General features: G+C 39.8%; 20 protein-coding genes. 5 read left to right on the forward strand and 15 right to left on the reverse strand.

Annotated elements, in window-relative coordinates; translation table 11 throughout:
- Window positions 1-22 precede the first annotated feature (22 nt).
- Together H7U19_RS13475 and H7U19_RS13480 are read left to right on the forward strand one after the other, a co-directional pair.
- Complete coding sequence (locus H7U19_RS13475) at window positions 23-703, forward strand: hypothetical protein (RefSeq protein ID WP_186563221.1); 681 nt, start codon at window positions 23-25, stop codon at window positions 701-703.
- Window positions 704-873: 170 nt separating this feature from the next.
- Window positions 874-1,827: a Fic family protein gene (locus H7U19_RS13480; RefSeq protein WP_186563223.1), complete on the forward strand. Its 954-nt coding sequence runs from the start codon at window positions 874-876 to the stop codon at window positions 1,825-1,827.
- 42 nt (window positions 1,828-1,869) lie between these two features.
- Here H7U19_RS13480 and H7U19_RS13485 read toward each other — a convergent pair whose 3' ends face one another.
- The 5 genes from H7U19_RS13485 to H7U19_RS13505 all read right to left on the reverse strand — a co-directional run bounded on the left by H7U19_RS13485 (window position 1,870) and on the right by H7U19_RS13505 (window position 5,577).
- Window positions 1,870-2,556 (reverse strand): peptidoglycan DD-metalloendopeptidase family protein, encoded by a 687-nt coding sequence (locus H7U19_RS13485; RefSeq protein ID WP_186563225.1) that lies wholly within the window; start codon window positions 2,554-2,556, stop codon window positions 1,870-1,872.
- Between the two features lie 30 nt (window positions 2,557-2,586).
- Window positions 2,587-4,119, reverse strand: coding sequence for a hypothetical protein (locus H7U19_RS13490; RefSeq protein ID WP_186563227.1), 1,533 nt, complete (start codon window positions 4,117-4,119; stop codon window positions 2,587-2,589).
- A gap of 11 nt (window positions 4,120-4,130) precedes the next feature.
- Complete coding sequence (locus tag H7U19_RS13495) at window positions 4,131-4,715, reverse strand: hypothetical protein (RefSeq protein WP_186563229.1); 585 nt, start codon at window positions 4,713-4,715, stop codon at window positions 4,131-4,133.
- Entirely contained in the window at window positions 4,699-5,244 is a 546-nt protein-coding gene (locus H7U19_RS13500; protein WP_186563231.1) for an RNA polymerase sigma factor, read from the reverse strand. The genes H7U19_RS13495 and H7U19_RS13500 overlap by 17 nt, the downstream gene beginning before the upstream one ends.
- Window positions 5,245-5,337: 93 nt before the next feature.
- A complete protein-coding gene (locus H7U19_RS13505; protein ID WP_186563233.1) occupies window positions 5,338-5,577 on the reverse strand; it encodes a hypothetical protein in 240 nt (79 codons plus the stop codon).
- Window positions 5,578-5,630: 53 nt separating this feature from the next.
- On the opposite strand from H7U19_RS13505, the gene H7U19_RS13510 reads away from it, so the two are divergent.
- Entirely contained in the window at window positions 5,631-6,185 is a 555-nt protein-coding gene (locus H7U19_RS13510; RefSeq protein WP_186563235.1) for a DUF2911 domain-containing protein, read from the forward strand.
- A 46-nt stretch (window positions 6,186-6,231) separates the two neighbouring features.
- Window positions 6,232-7,317, forward strand: a complete 1,086-nt coding sequence (meaB, locus tag H7U19_RS13515) for a methylmalonyl Co-A mutase-associated GTPase MeaB (RefSeq protein ID WP_186563237.1) — start codon at window positions 6,232-6,234, stop codon at window positions 7,315-7,317.
- Window positions 7,318-7,529: 212 nt separating this feature from the next.
- Here meaB and H7U19_RS13520 read toward each other — a convergent pair whose 3' ends face one another.
- The 7 genes from H7U19_RS13520 to mnmA form a co-directional block, all read right to left on the reverse strand.
- The gene (locus H7U19_RS13520; RefSeq protein WP_186563239.1) at window positions 7,530-8,099 is read right to left on the reverse strand and encodes a phosphatase PAP2 family protein; all 570 of its coding nucleotides are present in this window, start codon (window positions 8,097-8,099) and stop codon (window positions 7,530-7,532) included.
- Window positions 8,100-8,105: 6 nt separating this feature from the next.
- On the reverse strand, window positions 8,106-8,333 hold the full coding sequence (locus tag H7U19_RS13525; RefSeq protein WP_186563241.1) for a hypothetical protein: 228 nt from the start codon (window positions 8,331-8,333) through the stop codon (window positions 8,106-8,108).
- A 98-nt stretch (window positions 8,334-8,431) separates the two neighbouring features.
- Window positions 8,432-8,782, reverse strand: coding sequence for a four helix bundle protein (locus H7U19_RS13530; RefSeq protein ID WP_186563243.1), 351 nt, complete (start codon window positions 8,780-8,782; stop codon window positions 8,432-8,434).
- Window positions 8,783-8,811: 29 nt separating this feature from the next.
- Window positions 8,812-10,197 (reverse strand): MATE family efflux transporter, encoded by a 1,386-nt coding sequence (locus H7U19_RS13535; protein WP_186563245.1) that lies wholly within the window; start codon window positions 10,195-10,197, stop codon window positions 8,812-8,814.
- A gap of 266 nt (window positions 10,198-10,463) precedes the next feature.
- The gene (locus H7U19_RS13540; RefSeq protein ID WP_186563247.1) at window positions 10,464-11,411 is read right to left on the reverse strand and encodes an NAD(P)H-dependent flavin oxidoreductase; all 948 of its coding nucleotides are present in this window, start codon (window positions 11,409-11,411) and stop codon (window positions 10,464-10,466) included.
- Window positions 11,411-13,012, reverse strand: a complete 1,602-nt coding sequence (locus tag H7U19_RS13545) for a S8 family serine peptidase (RefSeq protein ID WP_186563249.1) — start codon at window positions 13,010-13,012, stop codon at window positions 11,411-11,413. The genes H7U19_RS13540 and H7U19_RS13545 overlap by 1 nt, the downstream gene beginning before the upstream one ends.
- A 24-nt stretch (window positions 13,013-13,036) precedes the next feature.
- Window positions 13,037-14,224 carry a tRNA 2-thiouridine(34) synthase MnmA gene (gene mnmA / locus H7U19_RS13550; protein WP_186563251.1) on the reverse strand — a complete coding sequence of 396 codons (1,188 nt, stop codon included), beginning with the start codon at window positions 14,222-14,224 and terminating at the stop codon, window positions 13,037-13,039.
- Between the two features lie 187 nt (window positions 14,225-14,411).
- Here mnmA and H7U19_RS13555 point away from each other — a divergent pair, with 187 nt between their 5' ends.
- A complete protein-coding gene (locus H7U19_RS13555) occupies window positions 14,412-15,803 on the forward strand; it encodes a fasciclin domain-containing protein (RefSeq protein WP_186563253.1) in 1,392 nt (463 codons plus the stop codon).
- Window positions 15,804-15,896: 93 nt separating this feature from the next.
- Here H7U19_RS13555 and H7U19_RS13560 read toward each other — a convergent pair whose 3' ends face one another.
- The 3 genes from H7U19_RS13560 to pyrG all read right to left on the reverse strand — a co-directional run bounded on the left by H7U19_RS13560 (window position 15,897) and on the right by pyrG (window position 20,370).
- Window positions 15,897-16,592, reverse strand: a complete 696-nt coding sequence (locus tag H7U19_RS13560; protein WP_186563255.1) for a toxin-antitoxin system YwqK family antitoxin — start codon at window positions 16,590-16,592, stop codon at window positions 15,897-15,899.
- A gap of 182 nt (window positions 16,593-16,774) precedes the next feature.
- Entirely contained in the window at window positions 16,775-18,667 is a 1,893-nt protein-coding gene (gene yidC, locus H7U19_RS13565) for a membrane protein insertase YidC (protein ID WP_186563257.1), read from the reverse strand.
- Between the two features lie 86 nt (window positions 18,668-18,753).
- Window positions 18,754-20,370 carry a CTP synthase gene (pyrG, locus tag H7U19_RS13570; RefSeq protein WP_186563259.1) on the reverse strand — a complete coding sequence of 539 codons (1,617 nt, stop codon included), beginning with the start codon at window positions 20,368-20,370 and terminating at the stop codon, window positions 18,754-18,756.
- Window positions 20,371-20,374: the final 4 nt, after the last annotated feature.

Consider the following 20,374-nt stretch of genomic DNA (forward strand, 5'->3'; position numbering starts at 1 on the left):
AGTTACCTGCCATTAGAACAAAATGAAGTACTTTACATTTCACATTGATGATTCTGGTGCAATAGAGAACGTTGATTATAAAAAAATCAGAGGAGAATATATTGCAATCTGCAAAATGTATGACGATGATGACTTTAACAAACTCAATGATTTTTTACATTCCATAAATGAATATATAGTAAATGAAAAGGCATTGAAAATCCTCAAGGAAAGTAAAACAATACAATTTGAACTGAGAAAAGCAAAAGTACTACGGAAAGAAAAACTATTCGGATTTTTAAAAAAGAACAAATCTTATGATTATTTCCAACTGACTTTTCCTGACAAATACGCAACTGAATGTTATAATTGGATTGACTTTTCGGAAAGCGAAATATTTGCTACAGAAAACGGCGGAGAGAATTTTAAAATCCAATCTCATCAACACAAATTAGACCTGATTTCGGAAAACAAAACTGATTCAAAAACAAGTTATTCGTTTGAGACTAAAAAAGTAGTTTTTGGCAAAAATTTTGACTATGAAATTGATTTTTTTAAAATACCATTATACTCTTCAGGCAAATATGTTTCAGAAAGGTTCAAGGTTAAAATGGAAAAAGCAAAAATAACCGACATACGATTTTCCGAAAGAAAAGAACAACTGAATAAAATTTGGCAACCTATGTTTCCAATTATAGAATTTGATATTAAAAACGATAGGTAACAAAGAACTTTGTTAAAAAATAACTTAAGAAGGATATAGGCCTTTACTAATATCAAACCCCCATCAACAATCCGGATCCAAATAATTACCTTTATAAAATAGGTTATAAACTTTTCAAATTTTCACCAAAATGATAGTATATTTGATACTATCAAATGATAGTATCAAATATGTACCCACCATACGACATCACCCCAACAATTTTAAAACTCATCACTTCCATTTCTGAAAAAATTGGGGAAGTCAACGCCAACTTTTTAAACAAGCCTTCGCCTCAACTCAGAAAGCAAAACAGAATCAAAACAATTCATTCTTCCTTAAAAATAGAGGGCAATACACTTACCGAAGCACAAATAACCGCACTACTTGAAAACAAAAGAGTGATTGGCCCTAAAAAAGATGTGATTGAAGTTTTAAATGCTATTGGGATTTATGAGAACTTAAAACGATACAATCCTAAAAGCGAAAAGTCTTTTTTAAAAGCACATAAGGATTTAATGAAACATCTTATCGAAAATCCCGGAACCTACAGAAATCAAAATGTTGGTATTGTAAAAGGCTCAAAAGTAGAGCATCTGGCACCACCCCACGACAATGTGCCATTTTTGATGCGTAAGCTTTTCGAATATCTAAAAACATCGGAGGGCATTGCATTAATTAAAAGTTGCGTGTTTCATTATGAAATGGAATTTATCCATCCTTTTTTAGACGGCAATGGAAGAATGGGACGATTATGGCAAACGTTGATTCTTATGGAAAAGCACCCCATATTTGAGTTTCTGCCATTCGAAACCTTGATTAGCAAAGACCAAGACAAGTATTACAAAGCATTGGCGGAAAGCGACAAGGCAGGAAAATCTACCAAGTTTATTGAATATATGCTCAGTGTTATTGACAATTCAATAAATGAGCTTTTGAATTTTAATAACAGAACGTTAAACGATACGGATAGGCTGGAATATTTTATATCGCTCAACAAATCCGAATTCAGCCGAAAGGACTATATGGGCATCTTTAAGGATATTTCCTCGGCTACCGCAAGTCGCGACCTAAAAAAAGGAGTTGAATTAAATCTATTAGAAAAAATTGGCGAAAAGAATAAAACTATCTATCGGTTAAAATAACTAAGCATGAATAACCATCACAGACCTACAAAAACTATAAACTCAAACCCCCAACACCAACCCAGGATCAGGGCAATTCCCCAAATAAAACCCCAAATCAGTTTTACTGCACACCCCCGGGTAATCCCCAAAATACCCTTGTAAATCACGTATAATCTGAAAATGCAAATGAGGCGGGTAATCCCCATTAACATTGGCATCACCTAAAGTAGCCAACACCTCCCCTTTTTTAAATGTCCGCCCTACTCTTAAATCAGTAATGGATTCCAAACTCAAATGCCCATAAAGTGTATAAAATTGAACGCCAGAAATGTTGTGCTCCAAAATGATAGTCGGGCCATAATCCCCAAAATTGTCGTTGTTCTTAAAACTATGTACTTCCCCATCCAACGGCGCATAAATCGGAGTACCGGCATCGCACCATAAATCTAAACCCAAATGGATATTTCGCCTTTCGGATTCGGTCGTATTAAAATGATGGCTTCGATTATAAATGGTTCGTACTTCATTATAACCGCCATAGGCCACATGGGCGTTATGTCGTCTTAAACAGGAATTGATATATTTTGAAAAATCTTCGGAAGAAGCAGTATTGACGTTTTGGAGTTCGAGGTTACTTTCAGAAAGGTCCAAATGCACATATTTCGACTTGGGAATGGAAGCATCTAAAACGTGAAGTGGTTCGGGGCTGATGCTTTTAAGAAAGGTTTTAAATTCGTTTGGAGCCATTTATTGATGGTTTCCCCAAAACTAAGAAATCTACTCAAGAATCACCCTGCTGTATTTTGCATTTACAACAATGGTTTTGTTACTATCAGGGTGGCTAATGGAAAATGAAGATGCGTTTTTCCCGTTGGTATTATCAGGGTGAATCACCACAGCGTTTTTTCCTTTGTAATTCAAATTGTAATTCACTTTCGGCAATACCACATAGGCTTTATTATTCTGCAAAATAAAGTTTAAATTGGAAAAGGTATCATTGACTTTTAGGATTTTTATATCACCAATATTGCTATCCACAATGGCACTGTTCAACACATTATTAATTTTTACATTAGAGGAATTGGCATTAAGCACCACATGCCTTACCGTCTTCAATTGTGCATCTCGCACGTGGTTCAAATTAAGCTCGCCTAAATTCCAATCCGTAACATAGACCGGGGCATAAGAGGCACTAATGGAAGTTTTGCTTCCATTAATGCCTAGTGCTTTAAACGTGGTATAGTTCAAATCCGCCTGAACATCGTCTACCACAGAGGCAAATTCCAGTTCGCCATGCCTTACGTTCACCTTCAATTTTGCCTTTTTAGGCATTCTGATAATGATGGTTTTCTTCACATTTGAATGACTTCCTTTGTTCACCAGTTCTTCAACCAAAATACGACGTTCCTCAGAGAGTTTTCTGCGTTTCTCGGCATGCTTCTCACTCTCTTTATGCCGGTTTTCCATGGCCTTGGCCCTATTTTCCATGGCCTTCGCTCTTTCCTCCATGACCAAAGCACGTTTTTCCTGAATCTCTTCCATGCGCTCGGCACGTTTTTCCATTTTTTCGGCATAGGCCTCGCCCCACTCTTCCATCTCCACTTCAAACTTGGCTTCCCATTCATTGCCGAATTTCTTGCCCCATTCTTCCATTTGCTTACCAAACTTTTCGCCCCATTCCTTTCCGAATTTCTCGCCCCAAGCTTCCATTTTCTTAGCATAGTCCTCGCCATACTGCGACTCAATTTCCTTAGACCATTCCTCTAAATATTTATCGCCATCCTTTTGGTAGGCCTTGTAGTCAAATTGAAGCTTGTGGATACCCTCAGGTAATGGCGGTAATTCCGGTAAAGGTGGCAACGGTGCCATTTCGGGCATTTCAGGCAACTCTGGTATTTCAGGAATCTCAGGCATATCAGCTAGATCGTGCTTTAGCTCATCCATTATCACCCTTACATCAACGTCATGACCGTCGTGGTTGTATACCCAAACATTGTGCCTTCCACCTTTATTGGAGTTGATAGTCACCAAATTCTGTGACCCATCCACATCCAACGCCCAATCCTTTAGGGCCTGCTCCATCACTTCCTTGGAAAGGTCTTCAGCTTCAATATAGGCTTCAATGGCCACCTCGTTTTTGTTCCAAGTGTCGATAACGATATTACAGTAGCTTGTATTCAAATCGATGGTCACATCCTTGTCCACATTAATGGACTGCGACACTTTGGTCATTTTATCCTGTGCGCTAAGCGTCGTTGCAAAGCAAAGTCCCAGCACCAGTATTTGTAATCTTATGATTATTCTGTTCATTTTTTGATGTTTTAAGTCCTTTGGGATGTCTCTTCAACTAAATCATCCGAAACATCCAAAGTGTTCAATTGTTCTTTTAAGCGATACAACAAGTGCAAACGAAATTTCAAATTATCAATAAGGGCGTTTACAGTTAACTCCGTAGGCCCATTTTCGGTCAACTCCATAGATAGACGCTCATATTCCTGATTTAGGGTTTCCAACTGCTCCAAATACCCATCAAAAACAGCTCTGGTCTCAGGAGTAGGTTTCATCTTGGACAGCTCCAAATTGATACTCGCCAAATAGTAATCCTCCACCTTTTTCAGTCCTGGGGATACATCCCCCAAGGTTTTGGTCTTCACTTCAGCCAATTCAACCTTAGCTGGCTTTTCGGCCTGAAAATAATTTAAAGCCCCAATACCCAAGCCAATGAGCACCACAACACTCGAAGCCATATACCACCAATGGGTTTTAGTAGCCCGCTTATCTTCCGGAAACGCCTCGTCCAGCTTTTCCAAAAAACGCGCCTCGTGGTTTTTGGGCATGTCCTCATGCTTCAATTCCTCCCGATAACTATCGGGATCCTTAAATAAATCCCTAATATCCCGTGCCATTTTTTTCTGTTGTTAAAAGTTCCTGTAATTTCACTTTGCCTCTGGATAATTGCGTGCGGGACGCCACCTGCGAGATGTTCAAAATCTCCGAAATCTCCTGATGGTCGTACCCCTCAATTAAATACAGCATCAACACATATTGATATTTTTCGGGCAGTTGATCAATCGCCCGCTTCACATCGTTTACCGTAATTGCATCGTCCACTAACCATTTGTCATCCGTATCCACAACTTTAAGGTGCACCTCTTCCAATTCTACTAACTGTTGTTTTTTTGATTTCAGAACGTCGATACTTTTATTGATGACAATACGTTTCAACCAAGCCCCAAAAGTCACCTCAGCTTTGTACTGATGCAGCTTAGAAAACGCCTTGATAAACGCCTCCTGCACCACATCCTCGGCCTCGTGCGCATCCTTCAAAAACCGCTTCGCCACAATGTACATCCCATTGCAGTACTGGTTGTACAACTGCAGTTGTGCCTTACGATTGTTCTGTTTACATTGTTCAATAATGTCAACTTGAAACATGCGGTGTGCTTTTGGACTCAGTTAGTTGTTCATTTCTAAAGACGACAGAAAATCTAGAGTGTTGCAAAATCAAAACTTTTTTATGAAAAATAATTATTTGGGCGTTACCCACAAGGGGTCGGGCTTTCCGTTCCAAGTCCTCGCTCCTCCTACGTCGGGCTGTGGGCTTTCCTCTGCAATCCCTAACGCGGGGATGTCCGCCAAAGCCATTTCCCAGAACCAATCTACAATTACACATTTGCGAAAACCTTCCCATAAAGATTCGTGAAAATTAGTGAAATTAGTGTCAAGACTCCGAGTGTACAACAAAGCTAAATAAATTAGCGTTTCCATTTTATAAATCATTGTCTATCGAGTATATTTAGTGCTCCAAAAATTGCTCTCACATGAACACTTTTTTAAAGCGTGTTATTTTTATTTTAATACTGGCCACAGGCTTCGTTTTTGTGTATTCCTACATGAACGACGGCCTTCAAAAACGCAAAAGCCCGAAGAAAACCGTGGCTTTCAAAGTAGATGATTTAAACTTAAAAGTATTCTACAATCGGCCGTCAAAACGGGGGCGAGAAGTATTTGGAGCCTTGGTGCCTTTTGACGAAGTATGGCGAACCGGAGCCAACGAAGCCACCACCTTCGAAACCAATAAAGCTCTCAAAATTGGTAAAGACTCGCTTCCAAAAGGCAAATACACCCTTTGGACCATCCCCAACGACACACTTTGGGAAGTGATTTTCAACAGAAAACAATACCCTTGGGGCGTTGACCATCAAACCTTGGAGCCTCTCCGCGAACCTGAATTCGACGTCATCAATTACAAAGCGCCCGTCGAAACATTAAACACCACGGTGGAACAGTTCACCATTGCGTTTGACAATTCTACGGACAAACTTTTTATGACGCTCGCTTGGGATGATGTTCGGATAAAAGTGCCTTTAAGGTAAAAGCATATTGATTAAAATAGTATCTTGGTAATACATCCCTTTTACTGTGGCCAACAAAAAGAAAACAGCATTACAAGAACAACAAGGTGTTTCTGAACCAGAAATCATCAACACGGCCTCCATTCCCGACATCAAATCAAAGCGACTCAAAAATCCAGTTCCCGAAAAACTCGTTAAAGGTATTTTAAACCGAAACATCAGCGATTTAAGTCGCGCCATTACCCTTGTTGAAAGCACAAACCCCAAACATGCAAAGCAAGCACACACAATCATTAAGGCATGTTTACCGCATGCCAATACATCCGTTCGCATTGGGATAACAGGCGTTCCGGGAGTAGGCAAAAGCACGTTTATCGAAACCTTTGGTTCCCATCTCACCCAATTGGGAAAACGGGTAGCTGTTTTGGCCATCGACCCCAGTAGTTCATTAACCAAAGGCAGTATTTTAGGAGATAAAACCAGAATGGAAACCTTAGTAAAGGACAGAAATGCATACATCCGTCCTTCGGCCTCGGGAAATTCATTGGGTGGGGTGGCCAGAAAAACCAGGGAAACCATTATTCTCTGTGAGGCCGCTGGTTTTGATGTTATAATTATCGAAACCGTGGGTGTGGGCCAAAGTGAAACTGCCGTGCATAGCATGGTAGATTTCTTTTTATTGTTGAAATTAGCAGGTGCCGGAGACGAATTGCAAGGCATCAAACGTGGCATCATCGAAATGGCGGATGCCATTGCCATCAATAAAGCTGATGGGGACAACCAAAAACGGGCTAAATTGGCAAAAGTAGAATTCAATAGGGCACTACATCTCTATCCTAAAAAGGCCTCAGGCTGGACGCCAAAAGTCAAGGTATGTAGCGCTTTGCACAATGAGGGCATCGACGATATTTGGAAATTGATTTCAGAGTATTTCGAGCTCACTCAAAATAACGACTATTTCAACACCAAACGCCATGAGCAAAACAAATTTTGGCTCATCCAAACCATAGAGGAGCGCTTAAAATTCGATTTTTTCAATCAACCCAACATCAAAAAAGCCTTAACAGAACAACTAAAATTAGTTGAAAACAATGAGACTACGCCTTTTGTCGCAGCAGAGCTTGTTTTGGAGTTGTTCGCGCAAAGTCGCTGAGGCGCATAGTATAAAGTTTATAAATTTATTTCCTCTATTCTTTTGGGTTTATCAACGAAATTGAATAAAGAGGCAAAACCTTTCTTTCACACACCCCTGACTCCCCTCTTCTTTGAGGGGACACTCATGCTCAACAGTTGCGCCCTCCTACCAAGGAGGTCCCGATAGCTATCGGGACCGGATTTAGGGAGGTATCAAACCAAATAACCTTTCTAAATCAATTCGAAGTGCCTCAAAAGAATCCTCGAAAACTTATAAAACAAAAAACCTGATATTGCCCCAAAGGTCATCCCACAAACGATATCCAAGGGATAGTGCACCCCAACATAAATCCGACTATAAGCGACAACGGCACTCCAAAACAGTAAAATGAAAATGAGGTTTTTATAATGGGGTCGCAAGGCCAAACCAGCAAAAACCGCGGCCGCCATCGAATTTGAGGAATGCCCAGAAAAGAAGCCATATTTACCACAATAGCCTGCCACCATTCGTGCTAAATCCTTAACGTCTTCGGCTCCACATGGACGCGGTCGTTCAAATCCACGTTTAAACACGTTAGTAATTTGATCGGTAAACGTAATCATCAAAGCCACCACAATTACAAAGACCAACAAGGGCTTTGCCCCAAACTTTTTGTACAGCAAAAACAAAAGAATGGCATACAGCGGAATAAACGTCAATTTATTAGTAATCACCAACCAAAGCGTATCCCAAGTTTCGGAACCAAGATTATTAAGGTATAGGAATAGTTCTTTATCGTAGTCTATTAGCTGGTCAATCATTATGGATTAATCTTCGTATTTGGCGATTTCGGCATCGTAAAACTCGGTTGCGAGTTTGATGGCATTTTCGGTTTCGGATTCCAATTCTTTCTGATCTTCAGCATCAAACTCTTCAAACCATTCCACGGCATCATTTTCTAAATTGATGATAAATCTTGGAAATTCGGTATGAATCACGAATATGGCATTCGGATAATCAGAATTATCGCCTAGTATAAATTTTGGCAAGCTCATTTTCAAAGTTATAAGTTTTAAGTGCCTTAAGTATTTAGAGTTTAGAGTGTCTAAAATACTTAAAGTTTTGAGTTTTAGATTCTATTATAAAATGAATTTCAAAGTTTATTTGCTATTGAAGTGAAAATTGCCAGAAGTTCTTTGGCCTCTTTTCGGAGGTCTTTCAAATTTATATTTGACCAGCTCAATTCTTCAATTATTTCCAACCAATAATCTGTTTCACTTACTTCGCCCAAGCTAATCTTAATCTTATTTTTAAAGTCCTTCGGACTTCGAGACCGATTAGCCTCCCTATAATTTGCTCCAACGCTTGTTCCAGATTTTGTAAGTTGATTTCTAAGTACAATTGCTTCGGGACTTTGAGGCAAACTTGAGGATAAGTTAATAATATCTATTGCGAACTTAACCGTGCGCTTTTCCAACTTGATAGCAAATTCTTTATTCGTCATGTTTCACAACTTTAAATACTTTAGGCATTTTAGCGCACTTTTAACTTTTGATTAATTAAAATTTTAGTCAAATAATTAAATCGAAGATACAATAAAATCGCAGCAACGGTCAATCCGGCCAAGAGGCCAATCCAAATCCCCATGCTTCCTAAAGCTTCAGATTTCCCTAAAAACCAGCAAATAGGAAACCCGACTACCCAATAGGCAATGAACACGAGTATCATCGGGATTTTAACATCCTGCAACCCTCTCAATGCTCCCAACACCATCACTTGAATACTATCGCTAATCTGAAAAACTGCAGCTACCAATAATAATTTAGATGCGATTTCCATAACCTCTTTATTGTCCATGGCATTTTCCACATCGTTATAATCCAAATACAATTTAGGCAATTGGCCATGAAAGGCAAAAAACAAAATAGCAAACCCCGTGGCCAAAATAATTCCGAAAAAAAGGATAGAAAATGCTATGCGGCGTAATTCGAAATAGTTCTTCAAACCTTTTTGATTGCCAACACGAATCATGGCGGCCACACCCAATCCCATGGCTACCATAAAAGTCATCGATGATAGGTTAAGTGCAATTTGATTGGCCGCTTGAGGGTTCTTTCCCAAAAGGCCACTTAACCAGATGGCAGCGGTAAAAATAGCCACCTCAAAAAACATCTGCATCGCACTTGGCATGCCGAGGTTGACGATTTTTTTCACCATGAATTTATCTAAAATCAAAAACTTTATGTTGGAAACATAATATTTCGATTTCTCTTTTTGCTGTAACAAAAACCAGAGATAGGCCACCATCACAAAACGCGATATCAACGTGCCATAGGCAGCACCGACAATACCCATTTGGGGCATCCCTAACTTCCCAAAAATCAAAATATAGTTCAAAATGATGTTAATGATATTGGCCAACAATGTGGCGTACATCGGATGTTTCGTCATGGAGAGCCCATCGCTAAATTGCTTAAACCCTTGAAACATAATGAGCGGAATTAAAGAGAACGCCACCAAATCTAAATAAGGAATAGCGAGCGCTACCACCTCATCAGGCTGTTGCATTAAATACATCAATGGTTTTGAAAAAAATACCATAAGAAACAGTAATACCCCCAACACCGTACATAAAAAAAGACCGTGCTTAAAATATGATTTTCCATTTTCGAAATGCTTTTCAGCATCAGCCTCGGCAATTAAAGGAGTAATCGCCGTTGAAAACCCTATACCTAAGGACATCGCAATGAACATGAAACTATTGCCCAAAGAAACGGCCGCCAATTCAGCGGTGCCCAACTGCCCAACCATGATATTATCGACAAAACTAACAAAGGTATGCCCGAGCATACCAAGCATCACAGGGGATGCCAGTTGCCAGTTATATTTGAATTCTTTGGTATACTGTCGCAATTGCATTCGGCAAAAATAAAGTTTACGGGTGGCTTTACCGAATTAGGTAGTACGCATTTTAGAAATTTACACTTATTAACATATGTTAATAATTTTAGTTAAAAAGTTCTGGAGAAAACATGTGTTTTCTTACCTTTGCTTTGGTAATAAACGTCTCAAAGAAACTAATAGCATAAAGGAACTACTGGCTTTCATTTTAAAAGGGATTTAAAAAATAAGAGCTCGAGTTTCGATATTTGAAAAGGGAAAATTTTGGTTTTCCCTTTTTTATTTTAAAATTTGAAATGCTCCGGATTAGTCCTTGCCTCCTCAAATTCGCTCAAAATATCTCGAACAATAGTTTCAACAGGTTTTATATCATGTATCATCCCTGATATTTGTCCAATCTCCAATTCGCCTTCCTCCAAATCCCCTTCAAACATGCCTTTTTTGGCACGCCCTCTTCCAAGGAGCCCCCTCAACACTTCAACACTTGGGCTTTTTTTGTACAGTTCCTGGACATCCTGATAAAACTTATTTTTAATCAATCGCACAGGTGCGAGTTCCTTTAAAGTCAATTGGGTATGCCCTTCCTTGGCATCAACTATGGCTTTTTTAAAGGCTTCATGCGCCGAACTTTCTTCACTAGCGGCAAATCGACTTCCAATCTGAACACCATCTGCTCCTAAAATCATACAGGCCAACATGGCGCGCCCGGTTGCAATGCCTCCCGCCGCAATTAAAGGAATCTTAATCTGCTCTTTGACCATCGGGATTAACGTTAGCGTAGTCGTTTCGTCCCGACCGTTATGCCCACCGGCCTCGAAACCTTCGGCAACAATGGCATCCACTCCAGCTTCTTGGGCTTTCAGTGCAAACTTTACACTGCTTACCACATGCACTACAGTAATACCTCGTTCCTGCAACCAACCTGTCCAAGTTTTTGGATTTCCGGCAGAAGTAAAAACGATTTTAACTCCTTCCGACACAATGATATCCATGATTTTTTCGATGTCAGGATAAAGCATTGGCACATTCACTCCGAAAGGTTTGTCCGTAGCTTTTTTGCACTTTTGAATATGCTCCCGCAACACTTCGGGATACATGGATCCGGCACCGATCAAACCAAGAATACCAGAATTGCTTGCCGCGGACGCCAAACGCCAACCACTGTTCCAAACCATACCCGCTTGGATAATGGGGTATTTTATATTGAAAAGTTCGGTTATACGATTCGGCATTATTGTTTTATGATTTTGAAGGTTTTAGAAACGGTTTCAAGCTGTACTTCCGCCAAATATATCCCTTTAGCTAGATAGGACATATCAAGTGTATTCCTATTTGAAATCAAAGCATGTGTTCTGAGATATCTACCCGAAATATCAAATAGTCGAAGGCTTCCTTCATCCGCTGAAAATTTAATGAAAAGCTTGTCGGCCACAGGATTGGGAAAGATGTTGATACTGGATTCTGTAAGAGCATTTTCATCAACGGATAAAGCAGTATCCAATGCCGATTTTAAATTAGGAATGCCATGACCCAGAAAATTATCTGGCGAACTGAATTGGGACGCCGATTCCCGAACCAATTGCATGATTTCGGCATTGGTTTTATTGGGCAAAGCTTGCCACAAACAGGCCACGCCTCCTGCTAAAATTGGTGAGCTAAACGAGGTCCCATTTGCAGTAAAAATGATATCATTTTCTGAAATCACATAACTGGCCTGGCCTTGCGCCACAATATCCGGTTTTTGGGTAGGTTGATACGCAGTCCCCACCGAGCTAAAACTGGCATAGGTGCCTGAAGCATTTACGGCACCTATGGTTAGTACGTTTGGTGAATCGGCCGGCGCAGTAATACCCCAAGCCCCGGAATTACCAGCAGAATTCACACACAACAACCCTTTTTCAAAAGCAATGTTTGCTCCTCTGGTAATAAATGTTGTAGCTCCGTTCATATCTGCTTGAGAATAGTCATATTTGGTTCCATCAAAATCTGAGTAGCCCAACGATGTATTAATGATGTCCACACCCAAACTATCTGCACGCTCCGCTGCTTCCACCCAATAGCTTTCTTCAACTGGGGTTTCGCTGGTAGCATCCTCCGTGATAAATAAATAATAGGAGGCGTCAGGAGCCGTACCCACAAATTGATTTTCAATATAACCAGCCATATCGCTGAATACCAATGTACCATGGTTACTTGTTGTACCAGAATAAATATCGGTATCCCTGCCTACAAAATCATAGCTCCCCAAAAAATTTCCTGCATCCCGTAACCTTTGGAAGGAAGTCATCGTATTCACATTGGGATACCCGGCATCCAAAAGCGCAATAGTCATGCCCGTACCGGTATAGTTATCCAGATGCAAATCGTCCCCATTAAACATTTCAATTTGGTTGGTCGCATTGCCGTAATTGAAAGTGGTCAATTGGGTTTCCAACTTAGATTTATTTTTTTCATTTGAAAATTTATTGGTGTTCAAGCTTCTGTCCGCAAACTCCACCGAATCCACAAAACTTAGGTTTTCAAGAGCTTCGATATCAGTTTGACTTCCCCTGACGTGTACGGCATTAAACCATTTGGACTTCGCCATCACGGTAATTCCCGTGGCATTTTTTAATTGTGTTATATAGCTTTCGTTTACCGGTACATCGCGGGCATCAATACTGACGCCATGGCGATTTTTTCTATCAATGGCCTTCTGAGTTAAAATGGTAATGGGATTGGCAATGGACATGGCTACATTTTCCTTATCCATTAAATACACCCATGCTTCTTCTTGAGAATTCAATATAAATGAAGTGAAATAAAAGAGGATGAGAAAAGTAAAATTCTTCATAAACAGCGATTTGGAATCACTAAGTTACGAAATTACTCCAGAACCTATAAGTTCCTCATCAATATACCACGCGGCAAACTGCCCTTCTGTTATTGCGGATTGAAATTGTTCAAATTCAATATACAAACCGTTTTCAACCTTATGTAAAGTAGCTTTTTGCAAGGGTTGTCTGTATCGAATCCTAGCCTGAACCTGCATCGTTTCACCTGCTTTTAAAGCCATATCCTCTCGTATCCAGTGAAGTTCATCATTATTGATAAAAAGTGCTTTTTTCAACAATCCAGGGTGGTTTTTGCCTTGGCCCGTGTAAATCACATTCTCCTCAACATCAGTATCAATTACGAATAACGGCTCTGGTGTGCCACCAACGGCCAATCCTTTACGTTGCCCTTTGGTGAAGTAGTGGGCACCTTGATGTTTACCGACGATTTCGCCATCTCTAATAGAATACTCAATCTTTCTCGATAGATATTCCAGCTCTTCTTCTTTTGAAGCGAACTCACTAGCTTTATTTGAATAAAGTCCTTTATCTTCCGAAACCTCGACTATAACTCCATCCTTCGGCTTTAGCTGCTGTTGCAAAAAATCGGGTAGTTTTACCTTTCCTATAAAGCATAAGCCTTGCGAATCCTTCTTTTCAGCCGTAACCAAATCCAATCTTGTAGCTAGTTCCCTAACTTCAGGTTTTGTTAATTCTCCTATTGGAAACAATGCTTTGGATAATTGTTCTTGCGACAATTGACATAAAAAATAGGATTGGTCCTTATTATGATCCGCGCCTGACAATAACCGATATATGGTTTCTCCATCGTTTTGAATAGTCCCTTTTCTGCAATAATGACCTGTGGCCACATAATCGGCTCCCAACTCCAAGGCAATATTCATAAAAACATCAAACTTGATTTCCCTATTGCACAGCACATCCGGATTGGGTGTTCGCCCCTTTTCATATTCCTTGAACATGTAATCCACAATACGTTCTTTATATTGTTCACTCAAATCAATAGTCTGAAAAGGAATTCCTAATTTTTCAGCCACCAACATGGCATCATTACTGTCATCTAACCAAGGGCATTCGTTGGAAATAGTCACAGAATCGTCATGCCAGTTCTTCATAAACAGGCCAATCACCTCATAACCTTGCTCCTTCAACAAATATGCAGCAACGCTAGAATCTACACCACCAGAAAGACCAACTACAACACGTTTCATTATGGATTATCAAAAATTTTAGCCCACAAAGATACGGAATTTCATCACTTCTGTTAAAATGAAAAACATCGATGAAATGCACAAAATTGATATTTTGTTTAACTTTTTGAAAATTTTATGAAACATTATTTGGATTTTTGTTTAACTTATTTATATTTTTGCTAAACAATTTAAAATTCTTATGAAAATGAATGCATTAAAAATCCTTAAAAAATTAGCGCTAAGTCTCCTAGCTGTAACATTTTTAGTATCGTGTGATCTAGATGATGATAACACGGTTACTTTTACTCCAGAAACAATAGCCGAAATTGCTCAGGCAAGCCCAGGCTTAACCACTCTTGTCCAAGCTTTGCAACGCGCGAATCTTGTTGGAACTTTAGATGGTCCAGGGCAATTCACTGTTTTTGCTCCCTCAAATACAGCTTTTGACGCATTTTTAACAGCTAATAATTTTAGCTCGATTAATGATGTTCCAGTAGATGTATTGACGCAGGTGCTATTAAATCATGTTATAGATGGTGAATTCCCATCTTCAAGTTTAAGTACCTCTTACATAAAAACGTTAGCTACTCAAGAAGGAACAGGTTTAAACCTTAGTATGTTCGTAGATTTGTCAAGTGGTGTAACATTAAATGGGGTTTCCAATGTAGATTTAAATAATGCAAATATTGATGCCACAAATGGTATCATTCACGTTGTAGATGCCGTAATTGGATTACCAACAATTGCCACATTAGCTACCGCAAATTCTAATTTCAGCACCTTAACAGGAGCCCTTACCCCAGATTTAGTAACTGTGCTAAGTAGCCCTGGAACCATGACTGTTTTGGCGCCAGATAACAATGCTTTCAGCAATTTGCCTGCCATTCCATCTGGAGATGCTTTAGTAAATACCTTACTAAACCATGTAATAGGTGATATTGTGCAAGCTTCCGATATCATTGGTGCAGGAGCAGATTACACCAATACATTAGCTACTGGCCCTAATGATGCAAATATCAGTTTATATTATAGAGTAGTTGACGATGCTGTAGTATTCAATGGAATGTCAACCGTAACTGCACCAGACATTGTAGCCACAAATGGGATTATCCATGGCATAAGTGAAGTAATCACGATTCCAACTGTGGTAACCTTTGCTTTAGCCGATCCTAATTTCTCAACTTTGGTTACTGCTTTAACAACGTTAACTCCTGGAACTCCTTTTGAGCAAGTATTGGCTAGAACGGAAGGTGGAAACGGTGATATGCTTAATCCTCCTTTTACAGTATTTGCACCTGTTAATGATGCTTTCGCAGCAATCACAGTACCTGAAGAGAGCGTATTGACACAAGTGCTACTACATCATGTAGTCGGTGGTGCAAATGTGCAATCTGGAGATTTAGACCCATCACAAACGGTAGCTCCAACACTACAAGGTCAGTCTTTAACAATCAATTTACCTGGTACAAATGGAAATATTGCTGATGTAACGGACGGTGCGGAAAACTCCGATATTGGAATAGTAGCCGTGGACGTGCAAGCAGGAAATGGTGTAATCCACGTATTAAATAAGGTAGCTTTACCTAATTTAGATTAAGATATTTAGTTTAGTTTGGTTTGTTTAGTATAGGCAAGTTTTAATAAGAATTGTCTATGAAGAAGGGTCCCTTAAAGCAATTTAAGGGGCTTTTTATTTTGGCTTATACTTCCCTTCTACGGTAAAATTCTTAGTATAGCTTAACTCCCCGCTTTCAAAGTAGTTCCAAATCCCATGTTTTTTACCTTTTCTGTACTGCCCCTGCACTATCAGCTCTCCTTTGGGATTATAATATTTTGATGGACCGTGTAGCTCACCATTTTCATAAATAAAGGTTTTTAAAACAATACCCTTCAGTGAATAATTAATAGCCTCTCCATGGAGGACACCATCTTTGTAATGCTGCTTTTCAGCTATTTCTCCATTTTCGTAGTACACAAATCGTTCGCCATCCAATTGGCCCTTGTCATTGTAATGTTCCAATATCAATAATTTATCAGAATCCTTTTGGAAGTATTTCCAAGTGCCAATATAGATTTTACCGTTCATTTGGCCTTCACTGATTATCTTTCCTTTTGAAGTATAAAATTTTACGTCTGCAATAGCACTATTATCTTTGAAATCCCGTGTAGCGGATAGCACCGGTTTCCCTTTGATGTTTTTATAGAATTTGAAAGTGCCGATTTCCTTTCCATGATGGAACTTGCCTGTATAGCGTAGCACTTTAGTGCCTTCAAAATGCTTTTTCCAAATGCCGTGACGTTTGCCGTTACTATCAAATTGATTGCTATTTTGGGCAGATGAGAATGCAAAACATAATAAAAATAAGGATATAACAAACTTTTTCATAAAAGGAAATTTATAGTTTGAAAACGTTGAGTTTTGGAAATTCTTGTGAATACCTCTTTTGAAAATACCCTAGTGGTTTTAAGGGCTGAGAAAACCCCTCCGCCTGTTGGCACCTCCCCTTATTTAAGGGGAGGAATTGTCTTTTAATAATAAAGAAAGTACTGTTACGACTTAATCGGTCGCTACTTCTTGCGCTTCTGTTGCGCCTGCTTCTGTTGTTCGGCCTGCTCCATCATCTGTTTCATTTTAGCCTGAAACTTGCTTTCCTTTTTCGGCTTCTTTTTCTTCTCCTGGATTTGGGCATGGATTTTATCCTCGTCCAAAATATAATTCTTAATCACCAAAATGATTCCGATACTGATCAAATTCGAAATGAAGTAATACAAACTCAATCCAGAGGCATAGTTGTTAAAGAAGAACAGCATCATGATTGGCGAGAAATACATCATGTACTTCATCATTTTTCCCATGTCTGGCATACCTTCTTGTTGCGGTTGCGCCTGAACATTTTGACCAGTGGTCAATTGCATATAAAAGAAAATAGCGACGGATGCCAATATTGGAAACAAACTGACATGGTCTCCATAAAATGGAATATTGAACGGCAAGTTGGCTACGGTATCATAGGACGATAAATCGTCAGCCCAAAGAAAGCTTTTTTGCCTTAGATCAAAGGCCGAAGGGAAAAACTGGAACAATGCATAAAACACAGGCAACTGTATCAGCGCCGGCAAACACCCTGCTAACGGACTGGCCCCAGCCTTGGTCTGCAACGCCATGGTTTCCTGCTGTGCCTTCATTTTATTGTCCTTGTGCTTTTCACGGATGGCATCCAATTCTGGTTTCAGGATTTTCAATTTTGCCTGAGATAAGAACTGCTTGTACTGTACGAAAGACAATAAGATTTTTACCAAAATGGTCATTACGATAATCGCAATACCGTAAGGCATAAATCCACCCAAAAAGCTAAATAACGGCATGAAGACATATCGGTTGATCCAACCGAAAATACCCCAGCCAAGTGGCACCAACTCATCCAGATTCCTGTCATAAGCGTTTAGGATTTTAAAATCACTTGGGCCGTAATACCAATCCATGGTTTCGTTCAACTCGCCACCCTTTAACTCTAGTGGAATGGTTGATGCAAAACTTTTGGTGTACAGCGTATCAATTGCCTCGTCTTCCACCAAATCCTTGGACTTAAGATTGACCGTTTTAAATGGTGTGTCGGTTAATAGTACCGAGGAAAAGAAGTGTTGCTTATAGCCAATCCAAGTCACGTCTTCAACGGTTTCATCCGCATCCCGTGGGCCGGTGTAATCGTCCTTGCCATCGTCGTAGTCGTAATGGATATCAGTATATCTATTTTCATAGGAAATACTTTTTGCATGGCGATAGCCTTTTAGTTTCCAATCCAAATTGATGGCATGCGAACTGTTTAGCACATTGCTCAACCCTTGCGAACGGATAGAGAAGTCGATCATATAATCCCCATCCTTGATATCGTAGCGATACTCCAAAAACTTTGCATCCGAAACCTTTAGTTTCATAGATACTACAGTATTCCCTTCATTTTTGGTTATGGATGGCTCAAAATATAAATCCTTGGTATTTAAAATACGGTTGTCGGTGGTTCCAAAATTAATGTTGAAAAGGGCATTGTTATCCTTAATCAGATAAATTGGGTCCGATTTAAAATCGACAAATTCCTTTAATTTCACTTCGGAAAGGTAGCCTCCTTTGTTGTTGAAGGTCAATTCTAAAATGTCACTTTCCACTTTGGTACTTTCGTCCGTGGCATGAATCGCAGAATGCGCAAAAGCGCCTAATTTGTTTGTGAGTTCAATTTGTTGAAGCGAATCCACAGCACCAACTTTAAAATCTTCAGCAGTGGTTTCAAATGTTGTTTCTACTTCTTTGGCCTTTTTTTCGGCTTCAACCTGTTCCTGTTTTGCCTTTTCTTGGGCTTCCAACTCCTCAGGTGTAGGTTGGTTCTGCCACAGCATATACGCCAAAATCCCAAAAATCAGTACAAAACCGATAATGGAATTAATATCTAATTTCTTTTCTTCCATAATTTAAGTTTCAACTCCTTTAAAAGGAGAGAACAATTTCACTTGTCAAAAAACTGTCCAATCTACTGTAGTATGCCACAATGGCACTACTTTGCATTTTTATGTTTTACGGCCGCCTTTACAAAATCTACGAACAATGGATGCGGATTGGCTACGGTGCTCTTATACTCTGGATGATACTGCACACCAATAAACCAAGGGTGATCGGATAGTTCAACAATCTCCACCAAATCGGTTTTTGGGTTTAAGCCTGTAGCCTGCATGCCTCCCTTTTCAATTTGATAGCGGTAATCGCTATTGAATTCGTAACGGTGCCTGTGTCGTTCCTTAATATGTTCTGTTTTATATATTTTTTCGACTTTGCTACCTGGCATCAATGCACAATCCCAAGCACCCAAACGCATCGTACCTCCTTTGTTTTTGATATTTTTTTGCTCCTCCATTAAATCAATAACGGGGTGCAAGGTATCTGGATCCATTTCCGTGGAATTGGCGCTTTTCAAATTGAGGACGTTTCGGGCAAATTCAATAACGGCCATTTGCATGCCCAAGCAAATACCTAAAAATGGAACATTATGCTCTCTAACATATTGAACAGCAGTAATTTTCCCTTCAATCCCGCGCTCACCAAAACCTGGTGCCACCACTACACCATCCAAATGGGACAGCATCACATTCACATTGTCATCGTTCAAATATTCGGAATGCACAGATTCCACAATCACCTTTACGTTGTTGGCCGCACCCGCATGGATAAACGACTCTAAAATGGATTTATAGGAATCCTGTAATTCCACATATTTTCCAATAAGTCCAATATGTACTTCGCTTTTCGGATTTTTAAAACGGTGCACAAATTTGTTCCAACTGGAAATATCGGGTTTGGTACTTTCTAAATTCAGCTTTCCCAATACCACCTTATCCAAGCCTTCCTTCAACATCAAATTAGGCACATCATAAATGGTAGAAGCGTCTATGGATTGGATCACAGATTCCACCGTTACGTTACAGAACAAAGCTAATTTTCTTTTAAGTTCCTTCGGTAGATGATGTTCGGTTCTACATACCAGAACATCCGCTTGAATCCCACTTTCCATTAATGTTTTTACACTATGCTGCGTGGGTTTCGTTTTTAATTCGCCGGCAGCAGACAGATATGGCACCAAGGTTAAATGAATCACAATACCATTGTGCTCACCCAAATCCCAACGCAGCTGACGCACGGCTTCGATGTACGGTAGGGATTCGATATCACCGACGGTCCCTCCGATTTCGGTAATCACGATATCATAGTCGCCGGACTTACCCAACAACTGCACCCTACGCTTTATTTCATCCGTAATGTGCGGTACGACCTGAACGGTTTTCCCTAAAAACTTCCCCTCTCGTTCCTTTTCAATCACGCTTTGGTAAATACGGCCTGTGGTAACGTTATTGGCCTGGCTGGTGGGTACGTTTAAAAAGCGCTCGTAATGGCCCAAATCCAAATCGGTTTCGGCCCCATCCTCGGTCACGTAGCATTCCCCATGTTCGTAGGGGTTTAGCGTTCCTGGATCCACATTGATATACGGGTCCAATTTTTGGATGGTAACCCTGTACCCTTGTGCCTGTAATAGTTTAGCTAACGACGCGGCGATAATGCCTTTACCTAATGAAGATGTAACCCCTCCGGTTACGAAAATATACTTTGTGTTGGATGCCATGATG

This window comes from Hyunsoonleella aquatilis, assembly GCF_014270105.1.
GTDB lineage: Bacteria > Bacteroidota > Bacteroidia > Flavobacteriales > Flavobacteriaceae > Jejuia > Jejuia aquatilis.